Below are 13,426 nucleotides of genomic sequence, written 5' to 3'. Positions count from 1 at the left end.
AACCCATGCTGAGAATCGGTCTCACCGGCGGAATCGGCGCCGGAAAGTCAACGGTGTCCGCGATGCTCGTCGATCACGGAGCGGTGCTCATCGACGCCGACAAGATCGCCCGCGAGGTCGTCGAACCCGGACAGCCTCTGCTCGAGAAGCTGGCAGAGGCCTTCGGACCCCAGGTGCTGCACCCCGACGGTTCACTCGATCGACCGGCACTGGCATCGGCGGCCTTCGTCGATTCCGAACACACGGCACAGCTCAACGGACTCATGCATCCGGCGATCCGCGACCGAACCGCCGAACACTTCGCCAGGCACGCCGACGCGGAGATCGTCGTCCACGACGTACCGCTGCTCGTCGAGAACTCGATGACACCTGCCTACCACCTCAATCTCCTCGTCGATGTGCCCGCCGAGGTGAGGCTGCAGCGGCTCATGGACTCCCGCGGAATGGACCGCGATGACGCCGCCGCACGGATCTCCCGCCAAGCCGATGACGAGACCCGCCGTGCGGCCTGCGACGTCATCATCGATAACTCCGGCTCTGTCGAGGAGACCAAGGCCGCAGTCGGACGGCTCATCGAAACGCGGATCCGCCCCTTCGCCGCCAATCTCGCGGCCGGGCAGCGAGCACCGAAGGCTGCCCTCGAACTCGTCGACTCCGCGGAGGCGGACTGGGCCGGTGACGCACAGCGAGTAGTCGCGAAGCTGCGATTCGGCACGGGCGACGAGTTCGCCATCGACCACATCGGCTCCACCTCAGTGCCAGGACTGCCCGCCAAGGACGTCATCGATCTCCAGCTGATCGTCCCCGACCTCACCGCAGCCCGCGACCTGGCACCTCGCCTGGCCGAACTCGGGTATCCGGGTACAGAGTTGAGCGACCACCTCGGCGAGGGCGGAACCGAACCGAAATGGTTCCACGCGAACACGGACCCGGGTCGGGCCGTCAATCTGCATGTGCGCACCGCAGACTCCGTCGGTGCGCGCTTCGCCCGCGCATTCCGGGACCTGCTCACCGAGGACGCGGGGGAGCGGGACCGCTATCTGCAGATGAAGCGCGAACTCATGGCCGCAGCACAGGCAGCGGACGGTACGGACGAGCAGAAGACGGAAGCGTACGCAGAGTCGAAGGAACCGTACTTCCTCGAGATGCGTCGCAGGCTCGTGCCCGACAGCTTCGACTGACACGGTGACATTCGACCGACATGGCGGCACACGCCGCCGGGCACGTCGTCGACGGCGTCGTTCCGGCTCCGGACTGCCCAATGTCAGGGGCGGGGACTAGGGTTGGACTATGAGCTCAGAACGCCCCCTGCCAGCGATCGGCCACCGACCCGACGTCACCCGTGAGGTAGCGCCTTTCGAGGTCGTCTCCGAGTACTCGCCCTCCGGTGACCAGCCGACGGCGATCAAGGAGATCTCCGAACGACTCGATGCAGGGGAGCGGGACATCGTCCTCCTCGGCGCCACCGGTACGGGCAAGTCGGCGACGACGGCATGGCTCATCGAGCAGGTGCAGAGACCGACGCTGATCATGGCGCCGAACAAGACTCTGGCCGCGCAGCTGGCCAACGAGTTCCGACAGTTGCTTCCCAACAACGCGGTCGAGTACTTCGTCTCCTACTACGACTATTATCAGCCGGAAGCCTATGTGCCGCAGACGGACACGTTCATCGAGAAGGACTCCTCGATCAACGACGAAGTCGAACGGCTTCGGCACTCTGCCACGAACTCGCTGCTGACCCGGCGTGATGTCGTCGTGGTCTCGACGGTGTCGTGCATCTACGGTCTCGGTACGCCGGAGGAATACGTCGACCGAATGGTCACCCTCCACAAAGGCGACGAATGCGACCGGGACGAACTGCTCAAACGCTTCGTGTCCATGCAGTACGCCCGCAATGACATGGCCTTCACCCGCGGCACCTTCCGCGTCCGCGGAGACACCGTCGAGATCATCCCGCAGTACGAGGAGCTCGCGCTGCGCATCGAATTCTTCGGCGACGAGATCGAATCGCTGCAGACCCTCCACCCGCTGACGGGTGAGATCGTCCGCGACGAGGACACGATCCACGTGTTCCCGGCCAGCCACTACGTCGCCGGTGAGAACCGGATGGCCACCGCGATCAGCGGGATCGAGGACGAGCTGCAGAAGCGGCTGAGCGAGTTCGAGTCGCAGAACAAGCTGCTCGAAGCGCAGCGGCTGAAGATGCGCACGACCTATGACCTCGAGATGATGGAGTCGATGGGCTTCACGTCCGGCATCGAGAACTACTCCCGGCATATCGACGGCCGCGCACCCGGTTCGGCACCGAACTGTCTGCTCGACTACTTCCCCGAGGACTTCCTGCTCGTCATCGACGAATCCCACGTCACCGTTCCGCAGATCGGCGGCATGTACGAAGGCGATATGTCGCGCAAGCGCACCCTCGTCGAACACGGATTCCGGCTGCCCAGCGCCATGGACAACAGGCCGCTGAAGTTCGACGAGTTCCGGGAGCGAGTCGGACAGAGCGTGTACCTGTCCGCGACGCCCGGCAACTTCGAACTCGGCAACGCCAACGGGTACGTCCAGCAGATCATCCGTCCGACGGGACTCGTCGACCCCGAGATCAAGGTCAAACCGACGAAGGGTCAAATCGACGATCTGCTCGACGAGATCAGGACGCGCGTCGATGCGAACGAACGTGTGCTCGTGACCACGCTGACGAAGAAGATGGCCGAGGACCTCACCGACTATCTGCTCGAACACGATGTCCGCGTCCAGTACCTCCACTCCGACGTCGACACCCTGCGACGTGTGGAACTTCTCACAGAGCTGCGTGCCGGGGAGTTCGATGTGCTGGTCGGCATCAACCTGCTGCGTGAGGGACTCGACCTTCCCGAGGTGTCTCTCGTGGCGATCCTCGACGCCGACAAAGAAGGCTTCCTCCGGTCATCGACATCGCTCATCCAGACGATCGGCCGTGCCGCCCGTAACCTCAACGGCCAGGTGCACATGTACGCCGATACGATCACGGATTCGATGCGCTATGCCATCGACGAGACAGACCGCAGGCGCGCCATCCAGGTCGCCTACAACGAAGAGCACGGAATCGACCCGGCCCCGCTGGTCAAGCGGATCGCAGACATCACCGAACGTCTGCAGCGCGAGGACGAGGACACTCGTGAGCTGCTCACCGAATTCGACTACGGCAAGGGCAAGCGCGGCTACAACTCGACGTTGACGGACGAACAGAGGGAAGCCGCCGGCAAACCCGGCTCGCTGCGTCCGCCGGCTGCCGATCTCACCGAGCTCATCGAATCGCTGACTTCGCAGATGCATTCGGCTGCTGCAGAGCTGCAGTTCGAGCTCGCTGCGCGCCTGCGTGATGAGCTCTCCGACCTCAAGCAGGAGCTGCGCCAGATGAAGGAGGCCGGCCACGCCTGAGTCGCACCGGTGACGCGCGAGTGATGCTCGCATGTTTATACTGGTGTGCTGGCGAAAGGGAGTATCCCGTCCATCCGCGGTCGTCACCACGATCCCTCAAGGGGTCCGGACGCGGAGCGCACGCAGACTCAACGCGTGGGAGAGACTTTCGACCTGGATACATCCTATTCACCACGAAAGGCATCCATGGATATCCTGTCCTCCACACTCGCAGCCGGCGGCAACGATGCGGCAGCGAGTGAATCTCCGATTCCCGTCTGGTTCATGATCACCTCGGGAATCATCGTCGTTGCGATCCTCGTCTTCGACCTCCTTCTGGTCGTCAAACGACCACACACCCCGTCGATGCGGGAAGCGAGCATCTGGGTCGCCTTCTACGTCGCCCTGGCTCTGGTCTTCGCAGGTGCGCTCTTCGCCATCGGCGATGCTCAGCATGGCAGCGAATTCCTCACCGGCTGGCTGCTCGAGTACTCGTTGAGCATCGACAATCTGTTCGTCTTCATCATCATCATGGGCAGCTTCTCGGTACCGCGGAAGTACCAGCAGGAAGTGCTCATGGTGGGCATCATCATCGCCATCGTCTTCCGCGGCATCTTCATCCTCGCGGGTGCGGCGATCATCAGCGCCTTCGTCGAAGTCTTCTTCATCTTCGGCATCTTCCTCCTCGTCGTCGCCTACAAGCAGGCCTTCGGCTCCGAAGACGAAGGGGACGGCGAGAACGGCCTCATTCGGTTCCTGCGGAAGCGGATCAACGTCGTCGACGAATACCACGGCAACAAGCTGCGTGTCGTCCTCGACGACAATAAGACCTACTGGACCCCGATGTTCATCGTGTTCATCGCCATCGGCTCGACCGATGTGATGTTCGCGCTCGACTCGATTCCGGCGATCTTCGGCGTCACACAGAATGCGTTCCTCGTGTTCACGGCGAACGTGTTCGCCCTCATGGGACTGCGTCAGCTGTACTTCCTGCTCGGAGGGCTCGTCGACAAGCTCGTCTACCTCAACTACGGAATCGCCGCGATCCTCGCCTTCATCGGCGTCAAGCTCGTCATCCATGCTCTGCACTCGAGCGATTGGGAGTTCCTTGCGTGGGGCAAGTCGATCCCCGAAGTGCCGACGTGGCTGTCCCTGACCGTCATCGTCCTCGCCATGGCGGTGGCCACGGTCGCCTCACTGATGAAGATGAAGAAGGACGGAATCTCCTTCAAGGACATCAGCCCCGACGAATCCGGCGAGTCCGAAGAGGCCTGAGCCGTAAGGACCCGGACGTGCCGGCACCGCCTCGGTGTGGGCACAAGACGAGCGGGGTCCGTCTCGATCTCTCGAGACGGACCCCGCTCGTGTCTGTTCGGTCCGAGTCGCCTCGGACAGAGAGGGTCTCAGCTTTGTGCGAAGGGCCCGAACACGGGAGTCCACTCACGGATGTCCGTCGACTCGATGACACCGAGCGACGCATAGGGATCGGCGGCCAGTTGACCTTCGACCTCCGCACGGTCGGCGGCGCTGAGGATCAGCAGCCCTCCCGGCTGCGGATCATTGTCCAGAGGGCCGGAGGCGAGGATCGTCCCGGCCTCATTCATCTCCGCCTGCCATTGACGGTGCGCGGGGCGGTGCTCCATCCGCGTATCGGTATCGGGACCATAGTGATAGGTGACGGCGAAGACCGGCATATGTGACTCCTCGGTGTCGAGCAATAGGATGGAACCAGTCTAATCGGAAAGGTCTGTGCATCAGCGTGGCCAGATTGCAGGAGATCCCAGCGGAATTCGCGGACGACGACACGATCTATGAGTCGTTCGGCGAATACTGCCAAGAGATCGGAGTGGAGCCGTACCCGGCTCAGGACGAGGCGTTCCTCACGATCCTCGCCGGCGACAATACGATCATGGCGACCCCGACGGGTTCGGGGAAGTCACTCGTCGCGCTCTTCGCCCTCTACCAGTCCTTCACCCGAGGGATCCGGGCCTACTACACGGCCCCGCTCAAGGCGCTCGTGAGTGAGAAGTTCTTCTCCCTCATCAACGCCTTCGGCGCGGAGAACGTCGGAATGATCACCGGCGACTCCACGGTCAACGCAGATGCTCCCGTCATCTGCGCCACGGCAGAGATTCTGGCCAACCAAGCGCTGCGCGAAGGCGGAATGCTCGACGCCGGAATGGTCGTCATGGACGAATTCCACTATGTCGCCGACCCCTCCCGCGGGTGGGCCTGGCAGGTGCCGCTGCTCGAGATGCCGCAGACCCAGTTCGTCCTCATGTCCGCCACCTTGGGTGACACCACAGACATCCGACGGACCATGACGGAGACGACCGGACGCGACTCCTCCGTGGTCACCTCTGCGACCAGGCCGGTCCCACTCGACTACGAATACTCGACAGAGACGCTGTCGGACACTCTGCGCGGACTCGTCCGCAACGACAAAGCCCCGGTCTACGTCGTCTCCTACTCCCAGAACGGAGCAATCGACCTCGCGACCAATCTGCTCTCGGTCGACCTCGCCTCCAAGGAGCAGAAAGCCGCGATCGCCGCAGCCATCAAGGGCTTCACCTTCGGCAAGGGGTTCGGGACCAGCCTGCGCAAACTGCTGCTGCACGGCGTCGGCGTCCACCACGCCGGAATGCTGCCGAAGTATCGGCGTCTCATCGAACAGCTCGCGCTCAAAGGCCTGCTGCTCGTCATCTCGGGCACCGACACCCTCGGCGTGGGCATCAACGTGCCCATCCGCTCCGTGCTCCTGACCGGACTGACGAAGTTCGACGGGCGGAAGATGCGTCGGCTCAGCGTCCGCGAATTCCAACAGCTCGCCGGACGTGCCGGTCGCGCCGGATTCGACACCCGTGGCTACGTCGTCGCCCAAGCACCCGAACACGTCATCGACAACCTCAAGGCCGAAGCCAAAGCCGCGAACGATGACAAGAAGAAAAAGAAGAAGGTCAAGAAGAAAGCCGCCCCCGTCGGGTTCGTCGGCTGGTCCGAAGAGACCTTCACGAAACTCATCGAAGGCGAATCCGAGATCCTGCGGCCGCGGATGAAGATCGACCATTCGACGCTGCTCAACCTCGTCGCCCGCCCCGGCTCCGATGTGAAGACGATCAGCGACTTCATCGACAAGACGCATGAGACCCGGGAGCGCCGACTCGACCTCAAACTGACCGCGATCAGCATCGGACGTTCCCTCATCGACGCCGGACTCATCGAGGTCCGCGGCAGCGAGCTCATCGCCACCCAGGACCTCGGCCCGCAGTTCGCGCTCAACCAGCCTCTCGCGCCCTTCGTCCTCGCTGCACTCGAACTCCTCGACGAAGACGACGACACCTACGCCCTCGACGTCGTGTCAATCGTCGAGGCGACCACCTCGGTGCCGTTCCAGATCCTGAAGGGCCAACTCGACCGGATCAAGGGAGAGACCCTGGCAGAGCTCAAAGCCGAAGGAGTCGAATACGCCGAACGCATGACGATCCTCGACGAGATCGAAAGCCCCGCACCCCTGGCCGAGATGCTCGACCCGGCCTTCGACCATTTCGTCGAAACCCACCCATGGCTGAACCGCGGCGGCTTCGAACCCAAATCCGTCGTCCGCGACATGATCGAGCAGGCCATGGGCTTCACCCAGTTCGTCGGCTACTACAGCCTCGCCCGGGCCGAAGGCAGCCTGCTGCGCTACCTCACCGACGTCTACCGTGCGCTGCTCCACAACGTCCCTGCGGAGAACCGGACCGAAGAGCTCGAGACCATCATCGAATGGCTGGGAGAGACCATCGCCCGGACTGATTCATCACTGCTCGACGAATGGCGGACGCTGCAGGGACTCGACCCCACCGAACACTCCGATGATCTGCCGGCCCTCGACCGCCGCTTCTCCGAGAACACGAAGGTCTTCACCGCAGAGATCCGCAATGCCATGTTCCACCGAGTGCTGCTGGCCGAACGCGCGAACTACACGGAGCTCGGCCGACTCGACGCCGAATCCGGATTCGACTCGCGCGCCTGGGAGGACGCGATCGAGGACTTCTACGACGAGTACGGGGAGCTGCACGTCGACCAGAAGGCCCGCGGGCGGGAATATATCGACATCACACCCGGTTCAGACACATGGAGCGTCCGACAGATCCTCGCCGATCCCGACGACAACAAGGACTGGGCTATCGATGCCGAGGTGGACGTGGCCGCCAGCGACGAAACCGGCGATATCGCACTGCGCATCCTCTCCGTCGGAGAGGTCGGCAGATGAGCCGGAAACCGCTGCGAATACAGCAATGTCAGTGCCGAGTAATACAGTGGTCAGGTGATGAAAACCAATAACGGTGAGCAAGTGACAGGCGTCTCCCATCTCGACACCCTGTGGGTCAAAGGCGCACGAGCACACAACCTCAAGAACGTCGAGATCGCGCTTCCGCGCGACTCGATGGTCGTGTTCACCGGCTTGTCCGGTTCCGGCAAATCATCGCTGGCCTTCGACACGATCTTCGCCGAGGGACAGCGTCGCTACGTCGAATCCCTGTCCTCCTATGCCCGGATGTTCCTCGGGCAGATGGACAAGCCCGATGTCGACTTCATCGAGGGCCTGTCGCCGGCGGTGTCGATCGACCAGAAGTCGACCTCGCGCAACCCGCGTTCGACCGTCGGCACGATCACCGAGGTCTATGACTTCCTCCGCCTGCTGTGGGCAAGGATCGGCATCCCGCACTGCCCCGTCTGCGGTGAGGTCATCACGAAGCAGACCCCGCAGCAGATCGTCGACCAGCTGCTCGAACTCGAGGAGCGCACGAAGTTCCTCGTCCTCGCTCCCGTCGTCCGCTCCCGCAAGGGCGAATTCGTCGACCTCTTCACCGACCTGCAGTCGAAGGGCTTCTCCCGAGCCATCGTCGACGGCGAGCAGATCAGTCTGAGCGAACCTCCGACCCTGGAGAAGCAGTACAAGCACACGATCTCCGTGGTCGTCGACCGCCTCGTCGCCAAATCCGGAATGCGCCCGCGGCTGACCGACTCCGTCGAGACCGCACTGGGACTGGCAGACGGACGCATCGACATCGACCTCGTCGACGAAGGCACGACCCGCACCTTCTCCGAACACATGTCGTGCCCGAACGAGCACCCGCTGACGATCGACGAGATCGAACCGCGCTCGTTCTCCTTCAACTCGCCCTTCGGAGCCTGCCCCACCTGCGACGGCATCGGCACACGCCTGCAGGTCGACGAAGACCTCGTCGTCCCGGACGAAGACCTCAGCCTCGGTTCCGGAGCCATCGCCCCTTGGTCGGGCGGCAAACAGGTCTCGAAGTACTTCAACCGTCTGCTCAAGGGCCTCGGCGACGAACTCGGCTTCGATATGAAGACGCCGTGGAAGAGGCTGCCGAAGACCGCGAAGACCGCGATCCTCACGGGCAAGGACTACAAGGTCCACGTCAAGTACAAGAACCGCTTCGGTCGTGAACGCACATACTCGACGGGCTTCGAGGGCGTCTACCAGTACATCCAGCGCAAACACGAGGAAACCGAATCCGAGTGGTCGCGGGAACGCTATGAGTCCTATATGCGTGAGATCCCGTGCGCGAGCTGCCAGGGCACACGTCTCAAACCGGAGATCCTCGCCGTCAAGGTCGGTGACAAGTCCATCGCCGAGGTCTCCGAACTCGCCCTCGACGAAGCGGCTGACTTCCTCGGCTCCCTCGAACTCAGCAACCGCGATGCCGCCGTGGCGGCGCAGGTGATGAAGGAGATCAACGCACGTCTCGGATTCCTCCTCGACGTCGGCCTCGACTACCTCAGCCTCAACCGGGCCGCCGGGACGCTCTCCGGCGGCGAGGCCCAGCGCATCCGCCTGGCCACGCAGATCGGCTCCGGTCTCGTCGGCGTCCTCTACGTCCTCGACGAGCCCTCGATCGGTCTGCACCAGCGCGACAACCGCCGACTCATCGAGACTCTCAACAAGCTCAAGGATCTCGGCAACACCCTGATCGTCGTCGAACACGATGAGGACACCATCGAATCCGCCGACTGGATCGTCGACATCGGCCCCGGCGCCGGCGAGCACGGGGGAGAGGTCGTCTACTCCGGTCCCGTACCCGGTCTCAAGGAGGCCGCAGGATCGGTCACCGGCGACTACCTCGCCGGTCGGCGCGCCATCCAGATTCCGCCGACCCGCCGCCCCGTCGACAAGGACCGGCTGGTCACCGTCGAGAAGGCCGTGGAGAACAACCTCCGTGACGTCACAGTGTCCTTCCCTCTCGGTGTGCTCACAGCCGTCACCGGCGTCTCGGGTTCGGGCAAATCGACTCTGGTCAACGAGATCCTCTACACGCAGATGGCGAACGTCCTCAACGGCGCCTCACGGGTCCCCGGACGGCACAAGCGCGTGACCGGTCTGGACAACCTCGACAAGGTCGTCCACGTCGACCAGTCGCCGATCGGCCGCACCCCGCGATCGAACCCGGCCACCTACACCGGCGTCTTCGACCATGTGCGCCGGCTGTTCGCCGAAACCGAATCGGCGAAGGTCCGCGGTTACCTGCCCGGACGGTTCTCCTTCAACGTCAAGGGCGGACGCTGCGAGAACTGCAGCGGCGACGGCACGATCAAGATCGAGATGAACTTCCTGCCCGACGTCTACGTCCCCTGTGAGGTCTGCCAGGGCGCCCGGTACAACCGGGAGACCCTGGAAGTCACCTTCAAGGGCAAGAACATCGCCGAAGTCCTCGACATGCCCATCGAAGAGGCCAACGACTTCTTCGCCGCGATCCCCGCGATCTCGCGACACCTCAAGACCCTCGTCGAGGTGGGGCTCGGCTATGTCCGACTCGGCCAGCCGGCCACGACTCTCTCCGGTGGCGAGGCTCAGCGCGTGAAACTCGCGGCCGAATTGCAGAAGCGCTCCCGTGGACGCACCGCCTATGTGCTCGACGAACCGACGACCGGTCTGCACTTCGAGGACATCTCGAAGCTGCTCATGGTCCTCCAGGGACTCGTCGACAAGGGCAATACGGTCATCGTCATCGAGCACAACCTCGACGTCATCGGCAACGCTGATCACATCATCGACCTCGGACCCGAGGGTGGCCGCGGCGGTGGGCAGATCATCGCCCAGGGCACTCCCGAAGAGGTCGCTGAGGTGACCGAGTCGCACACCGGACGGTTCCTCAAACCGATGCTCAAGCCCTGATCCGAATGCCTGAACCATCCACCTACCGTCCGGCCACCGGGTCGATCCCCACCTCGGCCGGGGTCTACAAGTTCCGTGACCCCGACCGACGGGTGATCTATGTCGGAAAGGCGAAGAACCTCCGCAACCGACTCAACTCGTACTTCGCCAACCCTGCACAGCTGCATCCTCGCACTTCGACGATGGTCCACACCGCGAATTCGGTGGAATGGACCGTCGTCGACACCGAGGTCGAAGCTCTGCAGCTCGAATGGACGTGGATCAACGAGTTCAACCCGCGGTTCAACGTCATGTTCCGCGACGACAAGTCCTACCCGTACCTTGCGATCACGATGAACGACGAGGTACCGCGTGCCTTCATCACCCGCGGAAAGCGACGCAAGGGAGTGAAGTACTTCGGTCCCTTCGCTCAGGTGTGGGCGATCAAGGACACCCTCGACCTGCTGCTCAAGGCCTTCCCGATGCGCACCTGCACCTCCGGGGTGTATCGACGGGCAGAACGCAGCGGCAGGCCCTGCCTGCTGGGCTATATCGACAAATGCGCCGCTCCCTGCGTGGGCCAGATCAGCAAAGACGATCACAGAGACCTGGCTCGCAGCATCTCCGACTTCATGTCAGGCAACACCGGTCGCTTCATCAGCCACCGTCAGAAGGAGATGGCCAACGCGGCAGCCGAACTCGACTACGAACGAGCGGCCGGTCTGCGCGACGAGATCTCTGCCCTGCAGAAGGTTCTCGACAAGTCTGCCGTGGTTCTCTCCGTCAGTGCCGACTGCGATATCTTCGCCCTCGTCACCGAAGAGCTCGAAGCCTCCGTCCAGGTCTTCCATGTCCGCCAGGGCCGCATCCGCGGCCAGCGCGGCTGGATCATCGAACGCTCCGATGATCACACACCCGCGGAACTGACCACGGATTACCTGCGACAGGCATACTCCGGACTCGACGCCGACGCCATCCCGAAGGAGATCCTCGTCGACACCCTGCCGGCGGACCTGGACTCCCTGGAGGCTTGGCTGAGCGAGCAGCGCGGCTCCCGGGTGACCGTGCGCGTGCCCGAGCGCGGCGAGAAGAAGGCGGCTCTCGAGACCGTTGCGAAGAACGCGAAGGAAGCGCTCATCCAGCACAAACTCAAACGCTCCTCCGACCTGACGACCCGCAGCCAGGCTCTCAAGGAGATCCAGGAGCATCTCGATCTGCCGGAAGCCCCGCTTCGCATCGAATGCATCGACATCTCCCACACCCAGGGATCGAACGTCGTCGCTTCTCTCGTCGTGTTCGAAGACGGAATGGCGAAGAAGCGCGATTACCGACACTTCGCCATCCACGGTGAAGCCGCGGCCGACGATACGGCTTCGATGTACGACGTCGTCTCCCGTCGTTTCAGCCGCTACCTCGAGCAGATGACCTCCGAGGAACCCGATGAGCGCTTCGGCTACCGGCCCAGCCTCCTCGTCGTCGACGGCGCAGGCCCGCAGGTCGCCGCCGCCACGCGGGCACTGAACGATCTCGGAATCATCGACATCTCCGTCGTCGGTCTGGCCAAACGCCTCGAAGAGATCTGGGTTCCGAACGACCCGTTCCCCGTGATCCTCCCGCGCAACTCCGAAGGGCTCTTCCTCATGCAGCGACTGCGCGACGAGGCCCACCGCTTCGCCATCACCTACCACCGGTCCAAACGTGCGAAGGCGATGACGAGCTCCGTCCTCGACAATATTCCGGGCCTTGGAGAATCGAAGCGCACCGCTCTGCTGCGCCATTTCGGGTCCGTGAAGAAGGTCCGCGCGGCCACCGCAGAGGAGATCTGCGAGGTCAAGGGAATCGGTCCCTCACTCGCAGCGAAGATCATCGCGGCTCTGGCCGACTGAGCACTGCAATTCTGCCCTAGAGTAGAGCCGAGAGACACAGTGCCCACCGACCGAACGGGCACCATCAGAGGAGGACGTGTGAGCATGCAGGCCGAATCGAACGGATCCGACCACCCCATCGAGGTAGTGCTCGTCGCCGGCATGTCCGGAGCGGGCCGCACCACCGTGGCCAACGTGCTCGAAGACATGGACTGGTACGTCGTCGACAATCTGCCGCCGCAGATGATGCGTCCGCTCGTCGAACTCGTCGCCCGCGCCGACGGCGCCCTGCCGAAGATCGCAGTCGTCATCGACGCCAAGGGCAGAACGAAGTACGCCGAGCTGCAGGCGACGATCAGCGATTTCGTCGATCAGGGTCTGTCTCTGCGCATCGTCTTCCTCGACGCCTCCGACGAAGTCCTCGTCCGCCGCTTCGAATCGACGAGGCGACCCCATCCTCTGCAGGGGGAGGGGACCCTGCTCGAAGGCATCGAAGCCGAACGCGTCGAACTCGAGTCGCTGAAGCACCGTGCCGACATCATCGTCGACACCTCCGACCTCAACGTGCACCAGCTCTCCGCAGAGGTGCGCAAGCGCTTCAGCGACGACGACACACCACCGCTGCGGCTGACGGTGATGAGCTTCGGATTCAAATACGGACTGCCGAAGGACGCCGACCACATCGCCGACGTCCGCTTCCTGCCGAACCCGTACTGGATTCCCCACCTGCGCGGACACAACGGACTCGATTCCGATGTCGCGGAGTACGTCCTCGAGCAGAACGGCGCCGAGGAATTCATCGATCGCTATGCCGCAACCCTGTCCACAGTGGCCGAGGGCTACCTGCACGAGGGACGCGGCTACGCGATGATCGGCATCGGCTGCACCGGCGGCAAACACCGTTCCGTAGCGATCAGCGAACGAGTCGGACGGCTGCTCTCAGCCCAGACCGGCATTCCCGTGACCGTGCGCCACCGCGATCTGGGAAGAGAATGAC

8 protein-coding genes are annotated in these 13,426 nt (G+C 63.3%); 7 read left to right on the top strand and 1 reads right to left on the bottom strand.

The window, feature by feature from the left end:
• Nucleotides 1-5 precede the first annotated feature (5 nt).
• The 3 genes from coaE to BEP01S_RS09880 all read left to right on the top strand — a co-directional run bounded on the left by coaE (nt 6) and on the right by BEP01S_RS09880 (nt 4,677).
• The gene (gene coaE / locus BEP01S_RS09890) at nt 6-1,181 is read left to right on the top strand and encodes a dephospho-CoA kinase (protein WP_062242670.1); all 1,176 of its coding nucleotides are present in this window, start codon (nt 6-8) and stop codon (nt 1,179-1,181) included.
• A gap of 109 nt (nt 1,182-1,290) precedes the next feature.
• Nucleotides 1,291-3,423, top strand: a complete 2,133-nt coding sequence (uvrB, locus tag BEP01S_RS09885) for an excinuclease ABC subunit UvrB (RefSeq protein ID WP_052239793.1) — start codon at nt 1,291-1,293, stop codon at nt 3,421-3,423.
• A gap of 186 nt (nt 3,424-3,609) precedes the next feature.
• On the top strand, nt 3,610-4,677 hold the full coding sequence (locus tag BEP01S_RS09880) for a TerC family protein (RefSeq protein ID WP_062242667.1): 1,068 nt from the start codon (nt 3,610-3,612) through the stop codon (nt 4,675-4,677).
• Nucleotides 4,678-4,805: 128 nt separating this feature from the next.
• On the opposite strand, the gene BEP01S_RS09875 is transcribed toward BEP01S_RS09880, so the two are convergent.
• A complete protein-coding gene (locus BEP01S_RS09875; RefSeq protein WP_062242665.1) occupies nt 4,806-5,096 on the bottom strand; it encodes a YciI family protein in 291 nt (96 codons plus the stop codon).
• A gap of 65 nt (nt 5,097-5,161) precedes the next feature.
• Here BEP01S_RS09875 and BEP01S_RS09870 point away from each other — a divergent pair, with 65 nt between their 5' ends.
• The 4 genes from BEP01S_RS09870 (at nt 5,162) to rapZ (ending at nt 13,425) form a co-directional block, all read left to right on the top strand.
• On the top strand, nt 5,162-7,657 hold the full coding sequence (locus BEP01S_RS09870; protein ID WP_062242662.1) for a DEAD/DEAH box helicase: 2,496 nt from the start codon (nt 5,162-5,164) through the stop codon (nt 7,655-7,657).
• A gap of 57 nt (nt 7,658-7,714) precedes the next feature.
• Nucleotides 7,715-10,585, top strand: a complete 2,871-nt coding sequence (uvrA, locus tag BEP01S_RS09865; RefSeq protein ID WP_062242658.1) for an excinuclease ABC subunit UvrA — start codon at nt 7,715-7,717, stop codon at nt 10,583-10,585.
• Between the two features lie 5 nt (nt 10,586-10,590).
• Complete coding sequence (gene uvrC / locus BEP01S_RS09860; protein ID WP_062242654.1) at nt 10,591-12,450, top strand: excinuclease ABC subunit UvrC; 1,860 nt, start codon at nt 10,591-10,593, stop codon at nt 12,448-12,450.
• An 84-nt stretch (nt 12,451-12,534) separates the two neighbouring features.
• Entirely contained in the window at nt 12,535-13,425 is an 891-nt protein-coding gene (rapZ, locus tag BEP01S_RS09855) for an RNase adapter RapZ (RefSeq protein ID WP_198587499.1), read from the top strand.
• The last annotated feature ends 1 nt before the right edge of the window (nt 13,426 follow it).

Source organism: Brevibacterium epidermidis NBRC 14811, assembly GCF_001570805.1.
In the GTDB taxonomy this organism is placed as follows: domain Bacteria; phylum Actinomycetota; class Actinomycetes; order Actinomycetales; family Brevibacteriaceae; genus Brevibacterium; species Brevibacterium epidermidis.
Note: the sequence above shows the minus strand (reverse complement) of the source record. Positions and strands in the feature narration are given on the sequence as shown.

Coding starts and splice junctions, on each gene's coding strand:
- uvrC (WP_062242654.1), top strand. CDS start 10,591: ATGCCTGAACCATCCACCTACCGTCCGGCCACCGGGTCGATCCCCACC.
- uvrA (WP_062242658.1), top strand. CDS start 7,715: ATGAAAACCAATAACGGTGAGCAAGTGACAGGCGTCTCCCATCTCGAC.
- coaE (WP_062242670.1), top strand. CDS start 6: ATGCTGAGAATCGGTCTCACCGGCGGAATCGGCGCCGGAAAGTCAACG.
- uvrB (WP_052239793.1), top strand. CDS start 1,291: ATGAGCTCAGAACGCCCCCTGCCAGCGATCGGCCACCGACCCGACGTC.
- BEP01S_RS09880 (WP_062242667.1), top strand. CDS start 3,610: ATGGATATCCTGTCCTCCACACTCGCAGCCGGCGGCAACGATGCGGCA.
- rapZ (WP_198587499.1), top strand. CDS start 12,535: ATGCAGGCCGAATCGAACGGATCCGACCACCCCATCGAGGTAGTGCTC.
- BEP01S_RS09875 (WP_062242665.1), bottom strand. CDS start 5,096: ATGCCGGTCTTCGCCGTCACCTATCACTATGGTCCCGATACCGATACG.